The sequence below is a fragment of the Actinacidiphila bryophytorum genome, assembly GCF_016916835.1.
GTDB lineage: Bacteria > Actinomycetota > Actinomycetes > Streptomycetales > Streptomycetaceae > Actinacidiphila > Actinacidiphila bryophytorum.
The window spans coordinates 99,735-121,700 of the sequence record NZ_JAFFIX010000014.1; the positions used below are offsets into that span (position 1 = coordinate 99,735).

Genomic DNA, 21,966 nt, shown 5'->3' on the forward strand with positions numbered 1-21,966 from the left:
TCCGACGTGCACAGGCGCGCAGGTGTCGAGCACTGAGAGGACGGTCGGATGCTGGGCCGCGATTCCGAATCGCTTGTCGACCATTTCCGTACGGTCTTCGGTAAGGATCCGGAGCAACAGATCTTCCGGTTCCTGGTGGACGGCGAGGGTGAGCCGCATGCCTTGACCAACGCCGAGTTCGACCTGCGGGCCCGCACGATCGCCGCGGTGCTCCGGGAGCGCTTCCCGGCCGGGGAGCGGGCGCTGATCATGTGCCCGGCCGGCCTGGACTACGTGGTCTCCTTCTTCGCCTGCCTCTACGCCGACCTCGTCGCAGTGCCCGTCTACCCGCCCGACCCGGCCTTCCTGATGCGCACCCTGCCGCGGCTGACCGGGGTCATCGAGGACGCACTGCCGGCCGTCGTACTCGCGCCGGCCGAGACCACCGCACTGGCCGACCGTTTCGCCGAACTCGCCCCGGCGCTGCGGGACATCGCCTGGCTGGCCGTGGACGAACTCGACACCGCGGCCGCCGACGCCTGGCGCCACCCCGGCACGCGCCGCGACGACCTGGCCTTCCTCCAGTACACCTCCGGCTCCACCAGCCGCCCCAAGGGGGTGATGGTCAGCCACGCCAACCTGCTGCACAACATCGGGGCCATCTTCCAGAGGGTGCTGCTGGGCGAGCGCGACCAGCACGTCGTGAGCTGGCTGCCGCCCTTCCACGACATGGGCCTGATCTTCGGGCTGCTCACCCCGCCCTACGCCGGCTTCCCCGTCACCTTCATGTCGCCCTTCTCCTTCCTCAAGCGGCCGCTGCGCTGGCTGCGGGCGATCTCCGACGTCGGCGGCACCGCCAGCGCGGCTCCCAACTTCGCGTACGACCTCGCCGCCGCGAAGATCACCGAGGCCGAGCGGCAGACCCTCGACCTGAGCACCTGGCGACTGGCGGCCAACGGCGCGGAGCCGGTCCGGCCGCAGACGCTGGAGCACTTCACCCGCACGTTCGCCCCCAGCGGCTTCCGGCCCGCCATGCACGCCCCTTCGTACGGGCTGGCCGAGGGCACGCTGATGGTCTCCAGCGGCGACCCGCTGTCCCCGCCCGCCGGCAGGAGGCTGCGGACGGCCGGGCTGCTGGCAGGCACCGCCGAGGACGCCGGGCCGGACGAGCCCGCGCGGACCCTGCTCAGCTGCGGCATGTCGGTGAACGACCAGCGGGTCGTCGCGGTGGACCCGCAGACCCGTCTTCTGCTGCCCGACGGCCGGGTCGGCGAGCTGTGGGTCGCCGGGCCCAGTGTCGCGCAGGGCTACTGGAGGCGCGAGCAGGAGACCGAGGAGACCTTCCGTGCCCGCCTGGCGGGCAGCGGCGACGGCCCCTTCCTCCGTACCGGCGACCTCGGCTTCACCGACAGCGATCAGATCTACGTCACCGGCCGCATGAAGGACGTCATCATCGTCGCGGGCCGCAACCACTACCCGCAGGACATCGAGCGCACCGTGGAGGGCGTCGGCAGCGGCCTGCGGCCCGGCTGCGGCGTGGCGGGGGTCCGGGAGATCGACGGCGAGGAACGTCTGATCGTCGTCCAGGAGTACCGCGGGGGCCGCGCGTCCGACGGACCGTCCCGGGTCGCCGCCGAGATCCGCGCCGAGGTCGCCCGCGAGCACGGCCTGCAGGTCTACATCGTGGTGCTCGCCCGCAGCGGCACCGTCCCCAAGACCTCCAGCGGCAAGCTCCAGCGGCGGGCCTGCCTTGACGCGGTCCTGGCCGGCACGCTGAACCCGCTGTACGAGTGGCGGGCGGACGGCGGTGCGCCTTCTTCCCCGGACGGGGCCGCGGACGCCGGCGCGCGGGAGCCCGGTACGGCGCGCAGCGCCGCTGCCGCACCTGCCCTGGACGCCGCCGAGGTCGAGCTGTGGCTGCGCGGGGCGCTGGCCGCGGCAACCGGCGTGCAGCCGGAAGCCGTCGATCCCGGGCTGCCCTTCGCCGCGTACGGGCTGCGGTCGGTGGAGATGGTCACGATGGTCGGGGACCTCGAACGGCGCTTCGGGGCGACGCTCGCGTCCACCGTGGTCTGGGAGCACCCCACTCCCGCCAAGCTCGCCCGGTACCTGGCCGGCGGCACCCCGGAGCAGGCGCCCGCCGACACGGTCACCCCGGCTCCCCCCGCCGTCACGGCGGTCACTGCGGCCGCCGCCCTCCGCGGCGTCCCCGGCACCCCCGACGCCCCGGGCCCCGCCGAACCCGTCGCCATCATCGGCATCGGCTGCCGCTTCCCCGGAGGTGTCAACGGACCCGAGAGCTTCTGGCGGTTGCTGAGCGAGGGCAGGGACGCGGTGACCGAGGTGCCCGCCGAGCGGTGGGACGTGGACGAGTTCACCTCCGAGGACCCGTCCGCCCCTGGGCGGACCAACAGCCGCTGGGGCGGATTCCTCGACGGCATCGACCAGTTCGATGCGGCCTTCTTCGGCATCCCACCGCAGGAAGCCGCCCGCATGGACCCCCAGCAGCGGCTGCTGGCCGAGGTCGCCTTCGAGGCGCTGGAGAACGCCGGGGTGCCCACCGGCGGGCTGGCCGGCTCGGCCACGGGCGTCTTCGTCGGCATCTCCACCTTCGAGTACGCAACCGAGCAGTTCCGCGATCTCGACGCCGTCGACCGCTACAGCGGCACCGGCGGCGCCCCGAGTATCGCCGCCAACCGCCTGTCGTACCTGCTGGACCTGCGCGGCCCCAGCATGGCGCTGGACACCGCCTGCTCCTCCTCGCTGGTCGCGGTGCTCCAGGCGTGCGTGAGCCTGGAGCGCGGTGAGTGCGACCTGGCCCTGGCCGGCGGCGTCAACCTGGTGCTCACCCCGGCCTTCGCCATCAACTTCAGCAAAGCCGGCGTGATGTCCGCCGACGGCCGCTGCAAGCCGTTCGACTCCCGCGCCGACGGATATGTGCGCTCCGAGGGCGCCGGGGTCGTCGTCCTCAAGCCGCTCAAGCGCGCGCTGGCGGACGGTGACCCGGTGTACGCGGTGATCCGCGGCGGCGCGGTCAACCAGGACGGCGCCAGCAACGGCCTCATGGCGCCCAACCCGCAGGCCCAGGAGGCGGTGCTGCGCGCAGCCCACCGCAGGGCCGGCGTGCGCTCCGCGGACATCGGGTACGTCGAGGCGCACGGCACCGGCACGATCCTCGGCGACCCGATCGAGGCCAAGGCGCTCGGCGCGGTCCTCGGCGACGGCCGCGACCCCGCCGAGCCGTGCCTCATCGGCTCGGTGAAGTCCAACCTGGGCCACATGGAGGCCGCCGCCGGCATCGGCGGGCTGATCAAGACCGCGCTGGCGGTCCGCCACCGTACCGTGCCGGCCACCCTGCACTACCGCGAACCCAACCCGCACATCCCCTTCGACGACCTCGCGGTGCGGGTCGCGGACACCCTGCAGCCGTGGCCGGGCGCGGACGGCGCACCCGCGCTGGCCGGCGTCAGCTCCTTCGGCTTCGGTGGCACCAACGCCCACCTGGTGCTGGAACAGCCGCCCGCCCCGGCGGCCCCGCCGCGGAGCACGGACGGCGCCGTGCTGCTGACGGTCTCCGCACGCGACGAGCGGGCGCTGGGCGACCTCGCCGCGGCCTATGCCGGCAAGCTCGCCGCCCCCGGCCTGGACCTGTCCGCCTTCGCCTGCGCCGCCGCGGTCCGCCGCACCCACCACGAGCACCGGCTGGCCGTCACCGGCTCATCGGCCGGGGAACTGCGCGCCGCGCTGGGCGCGTTCGCCCGCGGTGAGGAGGCGGACGGCCTGTCCAGCGGGGTCCGGCGGGTGGGCTGGCGGCCCAGGACGGTGTTCGTCTTCTCCGGGCAGGGCCCGCGCTGGTGGCCCCTGGCCACCGACCTGCTCGACGGGGAGCCGGTCTTCCGTGCGGTTCTCGAACGCTGCGACGCGCTGCTGCGCCGCCGCGCCGACTGGTCCCTGATGGAGCAGCTCAACGCCGACCCCGCTGCTTCCCGGCTGCTGGACACCGCCGTCGGGCAGCCCGCACTGACCGCGGTGCAGATCGCGCTCGCCACCCTGTGGCGCTCCTGGGGCGTCGAGCCGGCCGCCGTCGTCGGCCACAGCGTCGGCGAGATCGCCGCCGCCCATGTGGCCGGGGCGCTCACCCTGGAGGACGCCCTCGTCGTCGCGCTGCACCGGGGTGTCGCCCTGCACGCGGCCACGGGCAAGGGCCGTATGGCCGTCGCGGGAGTCACGCTGGACCGGGCGCGGGAGATCCTCGCCGAGCGCCCCCCGGGCGCGGTGTGGGTGGCCGCGGGCAACAGCCCGAACTCGACCGTCTTCTCCGGTGCGGGCCCCGACGTGGAGGCGCTGGCCAAGTCCCTGGAGGCCGACGGCGTCTACTGCCGGGTCCTGGAGTCGGTCGAATTCGCCTCGCACTGCCCGCTGATGGAGCCGGTCGCCCAGGAGCTGTGGCGTCTGCTGGCCGACCTGCGGCCGCGTACCGCCGCCCTGCCCATGGTCTCCACGGTCACCGGGCGGCCCGTGGACGGCGGCGGGCTCGACGCCGAGTACTGGGCGTCCAATCTCACCCAGCCGGTGCTGTTCGACGCCGCCGTGACCGCGCTCGCCGAGTCCGGCCACGACGTGTTCGTCGAGCTGTCGCCGCACCCGATGCTCACCGACGCCGTCACCGAGCGCCTGTCCTCGTACGGGCATACGGCCGCCGTCCACTCGCTGCGCCGCGACCAGCCCGGCCGCGCCGCCGTCCGCACCGAACTCGGCCGCCTCTACACCGCGGGCTGCCAGGTCGACTGGACCCGGGTGTACGGGCCTGCCGGCCCGATGGCCGACCTGCCCACCTACCCCTGGCAGCGCTCCCGGCACTGGTTCGAGGAGAGCACCCGGCGCCGGCCGGTCGGGCGCCGTCGCGGCCACCCCGTGCTGCGCTCCCACGTGCGCTCGGCCCTCGCACCGCATGCCGCCCACTGGACCGCGCCGGTGGACCTGGCCGGATTCCCCTACCTGGCCGACCACCGGGTCGGCGGCGGCGCCGTCCTGCCCGCCGCTCTGGTGCTGGACGCGGCGCTGGCCGCCGCCCGCCTCCACCTGGGCGGCGGCGCCGTGCTCACCGACGTGGACCTCGGCCGGCTGACCGTCGTACCGGAGGAGGCCGACGACACCACACTGCAACTGGTGCTCGTCCCCGAGACCGAGGGCACCGGCTCGGTACGGGTCCACACCCGGGCAGGCGCCGACGACGACTGGACCGAGGCCGCCCGGGGCGCCTTCCGCCGCGCCCTGCCCGCCCCCGCCCCCGGCGCCGAGCCGCTGTCCGCGGCACGCGACCGGTGCACGACCGCAGTCGCGGCCGACGACCACTACGCCGTGCTGCACCGGTCCGGGCTGGAGTACGGGCCCGCGTTCCAGGGTGTCGAAGAGCTGTGGCGCGGGCACGGCGAGGCGGTCGGCCGGCTTCGCGACCCTGCCGCCCTGACCGCAGCCCGCGGCGGGCACCTGGTCCACCCGGCCGTGCTCGACAGCGCCCTGCAGGTGCTCTCCGCCGCGCTCGGCACCCCCGAAGAGCCGCCCGCGACCTATCTGCCGGTGCGGGTGGGCGGCTTCACCCTCCACACCGACCGCGCCGAACCCCGCTGGGCGCATGCCTCGGTCACCGCACCCGAGCCGGGCGCCGCGGAGATCGCCGGCGCCTCGGTCGTGCTCTACGCCGAGGACGGCGCCGCCGTCGGCGAGATGACCGGGATCGCGTTGCGGCGCCTGGAGCGCGGCCAGGACGCCGACCCGGTCACCGGGTCCCTGTACGGCATCGACTGGCTGCCCGCCTCCGCCGAGCAGCCCGCGGCACAACCGCCCGGCAGCTGGCTGCTGTTCGCCGACGCCGGTGGGACCGGGGCAGCGCTCGCCACCGCACTGGGCGGCGCCGGCGGCAGCTGCGTGACCGCCACTGCCGGCGCCGCCTACCGGCAACTGGACGTCGGCCGCTACGAGCTGGACCCGGCGCGGCGCGAGGACGTCGCCGCCCTGCTGGCCGACCTGGCCGCGGCCGGCACCCGGCTCGACGGGATCGTGCACGCCTGGGCGCTGGACGCCGAACTCACCGACGACGGCGGCCCGCAGCAGTTGCCGGCCGCGCAGGACGCCGCCACCGGCCCCGTACTGCACCTGGTGCAGGAGCTCGCCCGGGCCGGGCAGGATCCCGCGCCGCGACTGGTGCTGCTCACCCGCGGCGCCCAGCGGGCAGCGTCCGACGACACGTTGGCGCCCGGGCAGTCGCCGCTGTGGGGACTGGCCCGGGTGATCGGCCTGGAGCACACCGAACTGCGCCCCACCGTCGTGGACCTGGACCCCGCCCGTCCTGCGGGCGAAGCCGATTTGCTGCTGGCCGAGCTGCTGCGCCCCGGCGACGACGACCAGGTCGCGCTGCGCGGCGCCGAGCGGCTCACCCCGGCGCTCCAGCGCTGGACACCGCCCGCCACCACACCCCAAGCGCGGCCCGCCTGGACATTCGACGCCGGCCGCGACGGCAACCACCGGCTCCTGGCGGCCCGGCCCGGCAGCCTGGCGAGCGTGACGGCCACCTGGTGGCAGCGCACCCCGCCCGGCCCCGGCCAGGTCGAGATCGAAGTCGCCGCCGCCGGAATCAACTTCAGCGATGTCCTCAAGGCGCTGGACAGCTACCCGGGCGCGCAGGGCGTCGTCCCGCTCGGCGCCGAATGCGCGGGCCGCGTCACCGCCGTGGGCGAGGGCGTCACCCGCCACGCGGTCGGCGACCGGGTGATCGCGGTCGGCGGCAGCTGCCTGGCGGCCTTCACCACGGTCAGCGAACACCTGGTCGCCCCCGCGCCTGCGTCCCTCGGTGAGGACGAGGCCGCGGCTGTGCCCATCGCCTTCCTCACCGCCGTCCACGCCCTGGAACGGCTGGCCCGGCTGCGCAGGGGCGAGAGTGTCCTGGTCCACTCCGCGACCGGCGGCGTGGGCCTGGCCGCCCTCCAGATCGCCCGCCGCCGCGGCGCCCGCGTCTACGCCACCGCCGGCACCGAGGACAAGCGCGAACTCCTGCGCGGCCTCGGCGTGGAAGCCGCCATGGACTCGCGCACCCTCGCCTTCGCGGACGAGATCACCGAACGCACCGGCGGGCGCGGTGTCGACGTCGTCCTCAACTCCACCTCAGCCGAGGCACTGGCTCGCAGCCTGCGGCTGCTGGCGCCCGGCGGCCGCTTCGTGGAGATCGGCAAGCGGGACATCCACGGCAGCAGCCACATCGGCCTGGACTTCTTCAAGGACGGCCGCGCCTTCCTCGCGGTGGACCTGGAACGCACCATCCGTGAGGCGCCGGCGGACGTCGCGGACCTCTTCGCCGACGTCGTCGCGGGCTTCGAGCGCGGCGACTTCACCGCCCTGCCCGTCACCGTCCACCCCTTCGGCGAGGCCCCCGCCGTCTTCGCCACCATGGCGCAGGCCCGGCACACCGGCAAGCTGGTGCTGCGCCCCGAGACGGGCGAGCGGATCACCACCGCGCCGGGCGCCGCCCCCGTACGGCCGGATGGGACGTATCTGATCACCGGCGGCCTCGGCGCCCTCGGCCTTGAGACGGCCCGCTACCTGGCCGACCAGGGCGCCCGGCACCTGGTCCTGGCGGGCCGCAGTGCGCCCTCGGCGGCAGCGGAACAGGCCCTCGCCGGACTGCGCGGCCGCGCCGAGGTCGCGGTGGTCGCCGCCGACGTGTCCGCACGCGAGGGCGTCGACGCCCTCCTGGACCGGATCGACGCGGTCATGCCGCCGCTGGCCGGGGTCGTGCACGCCGCCGGCATCCTGGACGACGGCATGCTGACCGGCCTCGACCGGGAGCGGTTCGGTACGGTCGCCGGCCCCAAGTCCGCCGCCGCCTGGCACCTGCACCAGGCCACAGCGGAGCGCCCGCTGGACTTCTTCGTCCTGTACTCCTCTGCCGCCGCCGCACTCGGCTCGGCCAGCCAGGGCAGCTACGCCGCCGCCAGCGCCTTCCTCGACACGCTCGCCCACCACCGGCGTTCGCGCGGACTGCCCGCGCTGAGTATCGGCTGGGGCCCGTGGTCGCAGATCGGCCTGGCCGCCCGTCCCGACCGCGGCGGCGCGCTGGCCGCCCGCGGTATCGGGAGCATCAGTCCGCGCGACGGCATCGCGACCCTCGACCTGCTGCTGCGCGCCTGCCCCGCCCATGTGTGCGTGCTGCCGCTGGACCGGGACAAGCTGCGCGGCCACCTCGGCGGCGGCCTGCTGCGCACCCTGCTCGCGGACGCCGAGGCCGACCGCCCGCCGCTGGACGGGGTGCGACGCCGGATGCTCGCGGTCGAGCCGGGCCGCCGCCGCAGGGCGGTCCTGACCGAGCACTGCCGTGCTGCCGCCGCCCGGGTGGTCGGCATCGAGCCGGAGCGGATCGACACCAGCGCCCCCATCACGGGCCTGGGCTTCGACTCGCTGCTGTCCCTCGAACTGCGCAAGTCGCTGGAGTCCTCGCTGCGGGTGCAGCTCCCCTCGACCGTCACCTGGCGCTTCCCGACCATCGACGCCCTGGTGCCGTATCTGGCCGAGCGGATGGAGATCGAGCTGGAGCCCGGCCGGGCCGACGCGGCGGAGCCCGCCGAGGAGCCCGTCCGCGTGCCGGCCGCCGCTGCCGGGGCAGCTCAAGAGCCGGCGGACGCCCCCGACCTGGACGCGATGTCCGCCGCCGAACTCGAAGCGCTGCTACTGGCCAGGACCCAGCAGATCAACGGAGAGGACCAGCGATGACGCCGCCCGGAGCCGGCACGGTGTCGGCCGACACGCTCAAGCGCGCCTATCTGACGATGGAACGGCTGCAACGCCAGGTCGAGGAGTACGAGCGGGCCAGGACCGAGCCCATCGCCGTGGTCGGCGTCGGCTGCCGCTTCCCCGGCGGGGTCACCGATGCGGCCTCGTACTGGTCGATGCTGCTCGGCGGCACCGACGCGGTCGGCGAGATCCCCGCCGACCGCTGGGACCACGAGAGGTTCTACGACGAGGAGGCCGGCAGGCCCGGCAAGATCTACACCCGCTCGGGCGGGTTCATCGACGGCCTGGACCGCTTCGACCACGACTTCTTCGGGATCTCCCGCCGCGAGGCGATGGCGATGGACCCGCACCAGTGGCTCACCCTCCAGGTGGCCTGGGAGGCCCTGGAGGACGCAGGGCAGGCCCCGTCCGGCCTGGCCGGCAGCCGCACCGGCGTGTTCATGGGCGCGGCCAGCTCCGACTACGTGACCTCGCGCATCCGCCGCCCCGAGGAGATCACCGCCTACACCAGCTCCGGGGCCGCCGCCAGCTTCGTGCCGGCCCGCATCGCCTACCTGCTGGACCTGCGCGGCCCCAACATCACCGTCGACACCGCGTGCTCCTCCTCGCTGGTGGCCGTCCACCAGGCGTGCCAGAGCCTGCGGTCGGGGGAGAGCGACCTGGCGCTGGCCGGCGGCGTCAACGCGGTGCTGTCACCCGTCCTGATGATCTCCCAGTCGCAGTTCGGCTCGGTGTCCCGGCAGGGCCGTGCGATGACCTTCTCCGACACCGCCGACGGCTACGTCCGCGGCGAGGGCTGCGGCGTCGTGGTGCTCAAGCGGCTGTCGGACGCGGTACGCGACCGGGACCGGGTGCTGGCCGTCGTCCGCGGCGGCGCCGTCAACCAGGACGGACGCAGCGCCGGTATCACCGCACCCAACGGCGCCGCGCAGGCGGACGTCTTCCGCCGGGCGCTGGCCGCCGCCGGGGTCCGCCCGGAGCAGGTCGGCTACATCGAGACGCACGGCACCGGCACCCGCCTCGGCGACCCCATCGAGGCCGAGGCGCTGGCCGAGGTGTACGGCCGCGACCACGGCTCTCCTGTCTACCTCGGCGCGGTCAAGACCAACATCGGCCACCTGGAGGCCGCGGCCGGCATCGCCGGGCTCATCAAGGCCGCGCTGTGCCTGTCGCACGCCGTCATCCCGCCGAACCTGCACTTCACCCGGCTGAACTCCAACATCTCCTTCGACGGCACCACCTTCGCCGTTCCCACCGAGGTCACCTCCTGGCCGCGGACCGACGGCCCCCGGGCTGCCGGGGTCAGCAGCTTCGGGCTCAGCGGCACCAACGCGCACCTGATCCTGGAGCAGGCGCCGCCGGCGCCGCCGGCGCCGGAACCGGACGAGCGCAGGCCCGGCAGCGTGCTGGTCCTGTCCGCCCGCACCGAGAGCGCGCTGACAGCACTCGCCGGCCGCTACGCCGACCGGCTCACCGACGGCGACGCCACCCCGCTGGCCGACCTGTGCCACTCGGCCGGCACCGGCCGCTCCCACTTCCGCCACCGCCTCGCCGCGGTCGGCGCCACCCGCAAGGGCGTCGCCGACCTGCTCAACGGCTTCGTGAAGGGCGAGAACGCGCCGGGCCTGGTCCAGGGCGAGGCCGGCAGCCCCGACGTGGTGTTCCTCTTCACCGGGCAGGGCGCCCAGCGCCCCGGCATGGCCCGCGGCCTGTACGACACCCAGCCCACCTTCCGCCGCGCGGTGGACGAGTGCGCCCGCATCCTGCGACCGCTGCTCGACATGCCCCTGCTGGAGGTGCTGTTCCCTGACGACCCCGCGGACACCCCGATCGACGAGACCGCCTACGCCCAGCCCGCCACCTTCGCCGTCGAGTATGCGACGGCCCGGATGTGGCAGTCCTGGGGTATCACCCCCGCGGCCGTACTCGGCCACAGCTTCGGGGAGTGCGTCGCCGCCTGCGTCGCCGGCGCGATGTCCCTGGAGGACGGGCTGGCCTTCGCGGTGGAACGCGCCCGCGTCATCCAGGAGTACGCGCTGCCCGGCACCATGGCCGCGGTCTTCGCACCCGAGGCAGAGGTCGCCGCGGAGATCGCCGCCCACCGCGACCGGGTGGGCGTCGCCGCCGTCAACGGCCCGTCCGCCACCACGATCTCGGGAGTCCGGGAACTGGTGGAAACCGTCTGCGCCGCCTTCGCCGCCCGCGGCGTCAAGACGAAACCGCTGCGCATCGCCTCCGCCGGGCACTCGCCGCTGATGGAACCGGCCGTCGAACCGCTGCGCCGCGCCGCGGAGAAGATCAGCTTCACCGCTCCGCGCATCCCGCTGGTGTCCAACGTCAGCGGCGAACTGTGGCCCTGGGACCAGGCCCCAGGCCCCGACTACTGGGCCCGGCACGTCCGTTCGACCGTACGGTTCTCCGACGGCGTGCGCACGCTGCGCGCCATGGGCTATCACACCTTCCTCGAAGTGGGCCCCGCACCGACCCTGCTGGGCGTCATCAGCGACGCCCTGCCTCCCGGCCACGACGACCTGCTGCTGCCCAGCCTGCGGCCCAGGCAGGACGACTGGGACGTGCTGCTGCCGACCGTCGCCGAGCTGTACGCGGCCGGCGCCGCTGTGGACTGGGCCGGCTTCGACGCCGACTACGTCCGCGCCAAGGCGCCGCTGCCCACGTACGCCTTCGACCCGGTCCACTGCCGGCAGGAGCCGCAACCGTGGGAGGGCGGGGAGGGCGGGGCGCCGGCGACCGAGAGCGCCGTGTCCGACGGCGCCCCGACGCCGGACGGAGGCGCCCCCGCCCGCCAGACGCGCGCCTCGCGCCGCGCCCGGCGCCGGACGGGCCGCATCCCCTCCGCCCCTGAACTGCTCGCGCTGGCCGACGCCGAGCGGCTGGACGCCCTCGCGCAGCGGTTCCTGCTCGCCGTCAAGGACGTTCTCGGCTCCACCTCGACCGACGTGGGCCTGGACGAGCCGCTGACCGGCTTCGGCCTGGACTCGCTGATGGCCGTCGAACTGCGCAACGAGATCCAGAACACGCTGGGCATCACCCTGCAGATCACCGACTTCCTCGGCGGCGCGACCATCCGCAGCGTCGCCGGGCGCATCGTCGAGGGGCTCGCCGCGGAGGGCACCGCACCGCGCGACGGCGCCGAAGCGCCCCAGGCGATCCGGCGGGTGCCCCGCGCCGCCGACGTCAGCGCCGACGTGGCCGCCGGACTCCTCGCCGAACTCACCGGTTCCGCCGCCCACGAGCCCGGCACGGAGGCGCGTCCGTGACCGGCGCCACCGACGACGACCTCGCCCTTCGGCTGGCCGCCCTCACCCCCGAGCAGCGCGCCCGCTTCGAGGCGCTGCTCGCCGAGCGCGCCCCCGCCGAGGACGTCTTCCCGCTGGCGGTCCTGCAGCGCGGCACCTGGTTCCTCGAACAGCTCCGCCCCCGCAACCCCGGCTACATCGTGCCCGGTGCGGTCCGCGTCGAGGGCCCCCTCGACAGCGGCCTGCTGCGCGCGGCGGTCACCGAGGTCGTCCGGCGCCACGAAGCCCTGCGGACCACGTTCGAGCTGCGCGACGGCGTCCCCGTCCAGGTCGTCCACCGCGATGTGGCCGTCGACGTCCCCGAGACCGACCTCACCGGCCCGGGCCACACCGAGGCCGACCGGCAGAAGTGGATCGATGACGCCCTCGCCGAGCCCTTCGACATCGACACCGCGCCGCTGGTCCGGGTCCGGCTGCTGCGCACCGGCCCCAGCCGGTCGGTGATCGTGATGGGGATGCACCACCTGATCTCCGACCGCTGGTCCTCCGAGGTCTTCCTGGCCGAACTGTCCGAGCTGTACGAGGCGTCCACCGCGGGCAGGCCTGCGGTGCTCCCCGAACTGACCGTCCAGTACGGGGACTTCGCCGCCTGGCAGCACCAGCAGCTGGAAGACGGCGGCTGGCGGCGGGACCTGGACTACTGGCGCGGCCACCTGAGCGGCGCGCCACCCGTCCTCGACCTGCCCACCGACCGCCCCCGCCCGGCCGTCCAGGGCTTCAACGGCGGCTCCGTGCCCATCGACCTGCCGCCCGCCCTGGTCCGCGGGCTGGCCGCCCTCGCCGCCCGGCACGGCGCCACCCCGTACATGGCACTGCTGGCCGTCTTCCACATCCTGCTGCACCGCCTCACCGGCCAGGACGACATCGTCGTCGGTGTGCCCACGGCGCTGCGCGGGCGCGCCGAAGTCGAGCCGCTCATCGGCTACTTCGTCAACACCCTGCCGATCAGGGGCGACCTGAGCGGCAACCCCGCCGCCGAGACGGTCCTCACCCGGGTGCGCGACGCGTGCCTGGGGGCGTACGAGCACCAGGACGTCCCCTTCGAGCTGATCGTCGCCGACCTCAACACCCCCCGCGACCTCAGCCGTCCGCCGCTCTACCAGGTCAGCTTCAGCTACGGCCGCGAGCCCGTGCCCACCCGCGCCATGGCCGGCGCCCGCCTGACCCGGCTGCAGGTGCGCAGCGAGGGCGCCCGATTCGATCTGGAACTCCAGGCGTTCGACACCGACGGCGGCCTCACCGGCTGGTTCGAGTACGACCGCGACCTCTTCGACCGGGCCACGATCGTCCGCCTCGCCGCCCGCTTCCGCCGGCTGGTCGAGCAGGTCACCGCCGCCCCCCGCACGGCCATCGGCGATCTGGACCTCCTCGACGCGGCCGAGCACCACCGTGTGGTCACCGAATGGAACGCCACCGAGCGGGAGTTCACCGGCGGCCTGGTCCACGAGTGCATCGAGGCCCAGGTCCGCCGCACGCCCGGGGCCGAAGCCGTCCGCCACGAGGGCGCCAGCCTCGGCTACGCCGAGCTGAACGAGCGCGCCAACCGGCTCGCCCACCTGCTGCGCGGCCGGGATGTCGGCCGGGACGTCCTGGTCGGTGTCGCCATGGAGCGCTCCCTCGACCTGGTCGTCGCGCTGCTCGCCGTCCTCAAGGCCGGCGGCGCGTACGTACCGCTCGACCCGGACCTGCCGCCCGCCCGGCTCGCCGCCATCGCCGAGGACGCCCGGCTGTCCGCGGTACTCACCCACGGTCCTGCGGCCGGGCGACTGCCCGCGCTGGACTGCCCGGTGCTGCGGACGGAGGACCTCGCCGCCGAACTGGCCGAGCAGTCCCCGCAGGACCCCGGGGTGGTGGTGGACGGCGAGGACCTGGCGTACGTCATCTTCACCTCCGGCTCCACCGGCCGGCCCAAGGGCGTGCTGAACGTCCACGCAGCGCTGCGCAACCGGCTGCTGTGGATGCAGGACGCCCACGGCCTGGACGCCACCGACCGGGTGCTGCAGAAGACGCCCTTCTCCTTCGACGTCTCGGTGTGGGAGTTCTTCTGGCCGCTGATGGCCGGCGCCACCCTCGTCATGGCCAGGCCCGGCGGCCACCGCGACAGCGGCTACCTCGCGGACACCATCGCCGTCGAGCGGATCACCACCGTCCACTTCGTACCGTCGATGCTGCGGCTCTTCCTCACCGAGCCCCCCGAGCGGTCGGCCGGGCTGCGCCGGGTGTTCTGCAGCGGCGAGGAACTGCCCCGCGACCTGCACGACAGATTCCTCGCCCTGCACCGGGCCGAACTGCACAACCTCTACGGCCCGACCGAGGCGGCCATCGACGTCACCGCCTGGCACTGCAGGCCCGGCGGCCAACCCGGACCGGTCCCCATCGGGCGGCCGATCGCCAACCTCCGCACGTACGTCCTTGACCGCAACGACCGGCCCGTGCCGATCGGCGCGGCCGGTGAACTGTGCATCGGCGGGCGCGGGTTGGCCCGCGGCTACCTCGGGCGCCCGGATCTGACGGCCGAGCGCTTCGCCGCCGACCCCTTCCTGCCCGGCGCCCGCATCTACCGCACCGGCGACCTCGCCCGCCACCGCGCCGACGGCGCCCTGGAGTTCCTCGGCCGCCTCGACCACCAGGTCAAGCTGCGCGGCCAGCGCCTCGAACTCGGTGAGATCGAGGCCGTCCTGAGCCGGCACGGCACGGTGCGGGAAGCCGTCGTGACCGCCCGCGAGCACGTGCCCGGTGACATCCGCCTCGCCGCGTACGTCACCGCCGCCGGGCCGCACACACCGGCTTCCGCAGAGTTGGCCGCGCACCTGCGCGAGTACCTGCCCGACTACATGGTCCCGGCGTCCCTGACCGTGCTCGATGCCCTGCCGCTGACCCCCAGCGGCAAGACGGACCGCAAGGCACTGCCAGAACCGGCATCCGAGCGGCCCGAGTCCGGGACCCGGTTCGTCGCGCCCGAGGACGGCCTGGAGCACACGCTCGCCGGCATATGGTGCGGCCTGCTCGGTGTCGAACGGGTCGGGACGCAGGACAACTTCTTCGACCTCGGCGGCCACTCCCTGCTCATGGCAGAACTCCGGGCCGCACTGGCCGCGCTCGGCCACGAACTGACCATGGTGGAGCTGTTCCAGCACCCCACCGTCGGGTCGCTCGCCTCGTACCTCGGTGGCGCCCGCACCGGGCATGAGACCGCCGCGCGCGGCGCCAGGCAGCGCGCCGCGAACCGTCGTCAGTCCCGCGACCGGCGGCAGCAGGCGGCCGGACGCCGGGCGTCCTCCCGCGGAGACAGGTGATAGCAGTGCCGCAGCCACACCCGCAGCCACAGCCGCAGCTCGCGTCGCAGTACGAGGGGGACCAGGAGGTGGATCAGGAAGGGGACCGGGACCTCGATCGCATCGCCGTCGTCGGCATGGCCGGTCGCTTCCCCGGTGCAGGCGACGTGGACGCCTTCTGGGCCAACCTCGAACAGGGCAAGGACGGCATCACCTCCTTCACCGACGAGGAACTGGCCGCCGCAGGCACCGGCCCGGAACTGCTGGCCCGCGACGGCTACGTCAAGGCAAAGGGCGTGCTGGAGGGCGCCGATCTCTTCGACGGTGGCTTCTTCGGCTACAGCCACCGCGAGGCCGAACTCCTCGACCCCCAGCACCGGGTCTTCCTCGAATGCGCCTGGCACGCACTGGAGTCGGCCGGCATCGACCCGGCCCGCTTCGAAGGCCGGATCGGCGTCTTCGCCGGCGCCGGGCTCAACACGTACCTGCTGTTCAACCTGATGAACAACCAGCCGGTCGTCGAGTCGTCCGGGATGCACCAGGTCGTACTCGCCTCCGACAAGGACTTCCTGGCCACCCGCGCCGCCTACAAGCTCGGCCTCACCGGCCCGGCCGTCACCGTGCAGAGCGCCTGCTCCACCTCGCTGACCGCGGTGCACCTGGCCTGCCAGAGCCTGGTCAACGGCGAATGCGACATCGCACTGGCCGGCGGCGTCGCCGTGACGTCCCCGCTGCGGGGCGGCTACCAGTACGAGCCCGGCGGCATCCTCTCCCCGGACGGCATCTGCCGCGCCTTCGACGCCGACGCCGCCGGTACGGTCGCGGGCAACGGCGTCGGCGCCGTCGTGCTGCGCCGCCTGGCCGACGCCAGGGCCGAAGGCGACCGCGTCGACGCGGTCATCCTCGCCACCGCCGTCAACAACGACGGCTCCCTGAAAGCCGGTTACACCGCGCCCAGCGTGGACGGGCAGGCCGACGTGATCGCGGAGGCGCTGGCGCTGGCCGACGTCGACCCGGCCACCGTCGGCTACGTCGAGACGCACGGCACCGGCACCCCGCTCGGAGATCCCATCGAGATCGCCGCCCTCACCCGGGCCTTCCGCGCCGGCACCGACGACCGGGGCTTCTGCGCCATCGGGTCGGTCAAGAGCAACGTCGGCCACCTGGACGCGGCCGCCGGCGTCACCGGGCTGATCAAGGCGGTCCTCGCTCTCAAGCACGAGGCCATCCCGCCGACCCTGCACTGCGACCGCCCCAACCCCGGCCTGGAACTCGACACCAGCCCCTTCTACGTCAACACCGCACTGCGCGCCTGGCCGCGCACGGACGAACCGCGGCGGGCCGGCGTCAGCTCCTTCGGCATCGGCGGCACCAACGTCCACGTCGTGTTGGAGGAGGCTCCCGCGCAACCCCCGGTGGGCCTCGCGGAAACCACCGCGGCCGGGCCTGCGGCCCTGCTGCTGCCGCTCTCCGCGAAGTCCGCGCCCGCGCTCGCCGAGGCCGCCGCCCGCCTGGCCGACCGGCTGGAGGCAGACCCCGGCACCCCGCTGGACGCCGTCGCCCACACCCTGGCCCGGCGCCGCGCCCGCTTCCCGCACCGCGGCACGGCGGTCGCCCGTACCGCCGAGGAGGCCGTAACAGCGCTGCGGCGGCTCGCCACCGGCGGCCCGGCGGCCCCGGCACCCGACAGCGCCCCGGTGGCCTTCCTCTTCCCCGGCCAGGGTGCGCAATACCCCGGCATGGCCCGCGGCCTGTACGGGAGCGAGCCCGTCTTCGCCGCCGAATTCGACCGCTGTGCCGACCTGTTAGCCCCGCACCTGGGCGAGGACCTGCGCCCGCTCGTGCTCGGCCCGCCGTACGCCCAGGACGCCGAAGACACCGCGCTGTCCGCCGGCCGGCTGCGGCAGACCCGGATCGCCCAGCCCGCGCTGTTCGCCGTCGAGTACGCACTGGCCAAGCTGTGGCAGTCCTGGGGCGTACGGCCGCGCGCGATGGCCGGGCACAGCGTGGGGGAGTACACCGCGGCCTGCCTGGCGGGCGTGTTCTCACTGGAGGACGCGACACGCCTGGTCGCGGTCCGCGGCCGCCTGGTCCAGCAGATGCCGGCCGGCGCGATGCTGAGCGTCTTCCTGCCCGAGCAGGAGACCGCCGCCCTGCTCGGCGACGGCCTGGCCCTGGCCGCCGTGAACTCCACCGCGCTCACCGTCGTCGCGGGCGCCGCGGCGGCCGTCGACGCCCTTGAGCGGCGGCTGAAGGACGCCGGCGTGGGGTGCCGACGGCTGCACACCTCGCACGGCTTCCACTCGCCCGCCATGGACCCCGCCGTGGCGCCTTTCACCGACGAGGTCCGCGGCACCGCCCTCAAGCCCCCGTCCGTACCGTTCCTTTCGAACGTCACCGGCACCTGGATCACCGCGGAGCAGGCCACCAGCCCCGACTACTGGGGCACCCACCTGCGGCAGCCGGTGCGGTTCCGCGACGCCCTCGACGTGCTGCTGGCCGATCCCGGGCTCGTCCCGCTGGAAGTCGGCCCCGGTCGCAACCTCACCGACTTCGCCCGTGCCCACGACTCGTGGACCCCGGGCCGCGCCGCCGCCGCGTCCCTGCGGCACCCCGGGGACCGCACCCCCGACGACGCGCATCTGCAGGCGGCCCTCGGCACGGTGTGGAGCGCCGGCGCATCCGTTGACTGGGCCGCCGTCCAGGGCCCGGACCGGCACCCCGCGGTACGGCTGCCCGGCTACCCCTTCCAGCGCCGCCGCTACTGGGTGGAACCCGCCCAGGCGCCCCGTACCGCCGCGCGCGCCACCGGCCCGGACGGCTGGTTCTACGCCCCCGGCTGGCAGCGGCTCACCCTGCCCGCCCGCCGCACCGCCGAGGCCACCGGCGACGTGTGGGTCGTCCTCGGCGCCGGACTCGCCCTGGGCGACGCCCTCGCCGACCGCCTCGCGGCCACCGGCGACCGCGTCGTACGCGTCACCGCGGGTGCGGAGCCGGCCCGTACCGGTGACGACACGTGGACGCTCGACCCGGCTTCCCGGGACGACCTGAGCGCACTGGTCTCCGCACTGGCCGCACCGCCCGCCGCCGCGGGGGACGGGGGGCGCCTGCGCTTCGTCCACCTGTGGAGCACCGCCGAGGAGCCTTCTGACGGCCCGCTCACCGGCGAGCGCCTGGACGCCGCCCGCCGCACCGGCTTCGACAGCCTGCTCGCTCTCGCCCAGGCGCTCGGCGCATCCCGGCCGCCCGCCCCGGTCACCCTCGACGTGCTCTGCCGCGGCGTGTACGACGTGACCGGCGAGGAACCCCTCGCCCCCGAGCACGCACTCCTGCTCGGCGCCGCCGCCGTCATCCCGCAGGAGACCGCCGACACCGCCTGCCGGGTGCTGGACATCGCCGGCACCGACCCCCGCGCGCCGCACGAAACCGCCGTACGCGCCCTGCTGACAGCCCTGACCGTCGCAGGCGACGAGCCGGAACTGGCGTTGCGCGGCCGCCACTGGTGGCGCCGCACCTTCGAGCCGACCCCGCTCGCTAACGGCGGCACCGGCCTGCGCGACGGCGGCGTCTACCTGATCACCGGCGGCCTCGGCGGCCTCGGCCTGGCGATGGCCGAGCACATCGCGGCCGCGGTGGCGCAGCCGGTGCTCGGCCTGCTCGGCCGCTCCGCCTTCCCTCCGCCCGACCAGTGGGACGCGTGGCGGGCCGCATACGGCGCCGACGACGCCACAAGCGTCCGCATCCGGCGGCTGCGGCGACTGGCCGACCTCGGGGCCCGTGTCGTCCTGCTGCGTGCCGACGTCACCGACGAGCAGCAGATGCGACGGGCCGTGGGCGAGCTGCGCGCCGCGGCGGCCGGCCCGGTCGACGGCGTCGTCCACGCCGCCGGTCTGCCCTCCCAGGGCATGATCGTCACCCGGTCCCCGGCCGACACCGGGGCGGTGCTGGCTGCCAAGACACGCGGCCTGCTCGTCCTGGACCAGGTCTGCGCCGAGGACGACCTGGACTTCCTGCTGCTGTGCTCCTCGGTCACCGCCGTCCTCGGCGGCCCCGGCCAGAGCGACTACGCCGCCGCCAACGCCTTCCTCGACGCGTGGGCACAGGCCAAGCGCCGTGAGAGCGGGCTGCCCGTCACCGCGGTCGGCTGGGACACCTGGCAGGAGACCGGCATGGCCGCCGGTCTCGGTAGCCGCTTCGGCGCCGGCACCGGCACCCCGCTGACCGGCCACCCCCTCCTGCAGCGCCTGGTCCGCAGCACGCCGGCCTCCCGTACCTACGCCAGCGTCTTCAGCACGGACACCAGCTGGATCGTCGGCGACCACCGCATCCAGGAGCACGGCCTCGTCCCCGGCACCGCCTATCTGGAGCTGGTGCGGGCCGCGGTCGCAGAACAGGCAGCCGGGCGGCACATCGAGATCGGCCAGGTGCAGTACACCGTCCCGGTCGTCGTGCCGGACGGGCAGACCCGGGAGGTCTTCACCACCGTCGAGGAGCGCGAAGGCCGCTGGCACTTCGCCGTGCAGAGCCGCACCGGCCCGCCCGGGGCCGCAGTGTGGACCGACCACGCGCGGGGCACCGTCGCCTTCCCCGAACCCGAGCCCGACATCGTACGGGACCTGGACGCGCTGCTGGCCGGCGTCGGTGTCACGGAGGTCCTGGACACCGGCGAGACGATCCGGCGCGGGCTGCGCCTCGACCGTTTCGAGAAGGGCGGCCCGATCGAGTTCTCCTTCGGGCCGCGCTGGACGTGCATGCGCGAGATCCAGGTCGGACTGCGGCGGGTGCTGGCCACCCTGCGGCTCGACGACGAGCACCACGGCGACCTCGACCACTACCTGCTGCACCCGGCGCTGCTGGACGCGGCCGGCGGCACCGCCCGCGTCCACGTCACCGACACCTACTACCTGCCGTTCAGCTACCGCAGCGTGCGCTTCCGGCACGGCCTGACAAGCACCGTCCGCGCCTACGTCGAGCTGAAGGGCTCGGAGGACTCCGCGGGGGAGACCAGCACCTGCGACATCGAGATCCTCGACCCCGGCGGCCGGGTCCTGGTGCAGATCGCGGACTTCACCATCAAGCGCATCAACGACACGGAGGGGCTGCGCGACCAGATCGCCCGCGCCGCCGAGCCGCCTGCGCCCGTTCCGGGCAGGGACCCCGGCGCCGGGGCCGGGGCGCTGCGCACCCTCGCGGAGGGCATCACAGAACAGCAGGGCAAGGACGTCTTCGCCCGGCTGCTGGCCGCCGCGGACCTGCCAGGCCATGTCGTCGTCTCGCACCGGGACTTCGGCGGCGTACGCGCCCTGGCCCGCTCCCTGAACCCGGCGCTGCTCGCCCAGGAGATGGACCAGCTCGCCCCGCCCGGTGTCACCCACCCCCGCCCCGACCTGCCGACCCCCTTCGTGGCGCCGCGCACCCCGGGGGAGGAGGCCGTCGCGCAGATATGGCGCGACATCCTGGGCGTGGACAGGGTCGGCGTCGACGACGACTTCTTCGCCCTGGGCGGCCACTCGCTGGCCGCCGTGCAGATCGGCACCCGCGTCAAGGCGTCGCTGGGCGCCGAACTCGACCTGCGGGCCTTCTTCGACCGCCCGACCGTCGCCCGCACCGCGGAGCTCCTGGAATCCGCGGGCACCGGCGCCGCGCCGGCCGCTTCGGGAGACGCGATCGAGGTGCTGTCCCGCGCAGCGGATGAGGAGTCCGACTACGGCCCCGGTGACTTCGCGGCTGCCGCCGGCGACCCGCTGGCCGAACTGAGCGACGAGGAAGTCGAGGCCCGGCTGCTGGAACTCCTTGCCGCCGAGGCCGCGGACGCCGCAGAAGGGGAGAGCAACGCGTGAGCGAGCTGACCAGCGGCGGTGCCGCCCCCGTCGCCCTGGTGGCCGGCGGCTCCCGCGGCATCGGCCGGGCGGTCGCCGTACGGCTGGCCCAGGACGGCTACGACATCGCCGTGTGCTACGCCGCCGACGACGCCGCGGCCGGCGCGGTGGCGAAGGAGGTCGGCGCACTCGGCCGCCGCGCCCTCATACGCCGCGCCGACGTCGCCGACCCGGACGCCGTCGACGACCTGGTCGACGCCGTCGAGGACACGCTGGGCCCGGTGTCCGCCGTCGTCACCTCCGCGGCGGTGCTGCGCGACCAGCCGCTGACGCTGATGGCCGACGAGGACTGGACGAGGGTGCTGCGCACCAACCTCGACGGCGTCTTCCACGTCTGCCGGGCCGTCGTCGGCGACATGATCGAGCGGCGCCGCGGCGCGATCGTCACCCTGTCCTCGGTGGCCGGCCTGCACGGCAACGCCGGGCAGACCAACTACGCCGCTTCCAAGGCCGGGATCGTCGGCTTCACCAAATCCCTGGCCCGCGAGGTCGGCCGCTACGGCATCCGCGCCAACACCGTCGCGCCGGGCTTCGTCGAGACCGACCCCGTACTCGCCCTGCCGCAGGACATACGGGACCGGTTCGCGCAGACGATCGCACTCGGCCGCTTCGGCCGCCCGGAGGAGGTCGCCGACCTCGTGTCGTTCCTGGTGTCCGACCGGGCCGGCTACATCACCGGAGCCACCTTCCAGATCGACGGGGGCATGGCCACCTGATCCGGCCGCCCATCGC

5 protein-coding genes are annotated in these 21,966 nt (G+C 74.7%); all 5 read left to right on the top strand.

The genetic code is table 11. The features are described from left to right. Window positions 1-48: 48 nt before the first annotated feature. Window positions 49-8,742 carry a type I polyketide synthase gene (locus JT723_RS20970; protein ID WP_205046268.1) on the top strand — a complete coding sequence of 2,898 codons (8,694 nt, stop codon included), beginning with the start codon at window positions 49-51 and terminating at the stop codon, window positions 8,740-8,742. Further along, window positions 8,739-12,041 (top strand): type I polyketide synthase, encoded by a 3,303-nt coding sequence (locus JT723_RS20975; protein WP_205046269.1) that lies wholly within the window; start codon window positions 8,739-8,741, stop codon window positions 12,039-12,041. Before JT723_RS20970 ends, JT723_RS20975 begins: the two co-directional genes overlap by 4 nt. After that, entirely contained in the window at window positions 12,038-15,376 is a 3,339-nt protein-coding gene (locus tag JT723_RS20980; RefSeq protein WP_205046270.1) for a non-ribosomal peptide synthetase, read from the top strand. Before JT723_RS20975 ends, JT723_RS20980 begins: the two co-directional genes overlap by 4 nt. A 68-nt stretch (window positions 15,377-15,444) precedes the next feature. Next, window positions 15,445-21,195, top strand: coding sequence for a type I polyketide synthase (locus JT723_RS20985; RefSeq protein ID WP_251513881.1), 5,751 nt, complete (start codon window positions 15,445-15,447; stop codon window positions 21,193-21,195). Continuing rightward, window positions 21,192-21,950 carry a 3-oxoacyl-ACP reductase FabG gene (gene fabG, locus JT723_RS20990; protein WP_205046271.1) on the top strand — a complete coding sequence of 253 codons (759 nt, stop codon included), beginning with the start codon at window positions 21,192-21,194 and terminating at the stop codon, window positions 21,948-21,950. The genes JT723_RS20985 and fabG overlap by 4 nt, the downstream gene beginning before the upstream one ends. The last annotated feature ends 16 nt before the right edge of the window (window positions 21,951-21,966 follow it).

Bases quoted from the DNA above. Each gene is read 5' to 3' on its own strand.
- JT723_RS20970 (WP_205046268.1), top strand. From the start codon at position 49: ATGCTGGGCCGCGATTCCGAATCGCTTGTCGACCATTTCCGTACGGTC.
- JT723_RS20975 (WP_205046269.1), top strand. From the start codon at position 8,739: ATGACGCCGCCCGGAGCCGGCACGGTGTCGGCCGACACGCTCAAGCGC.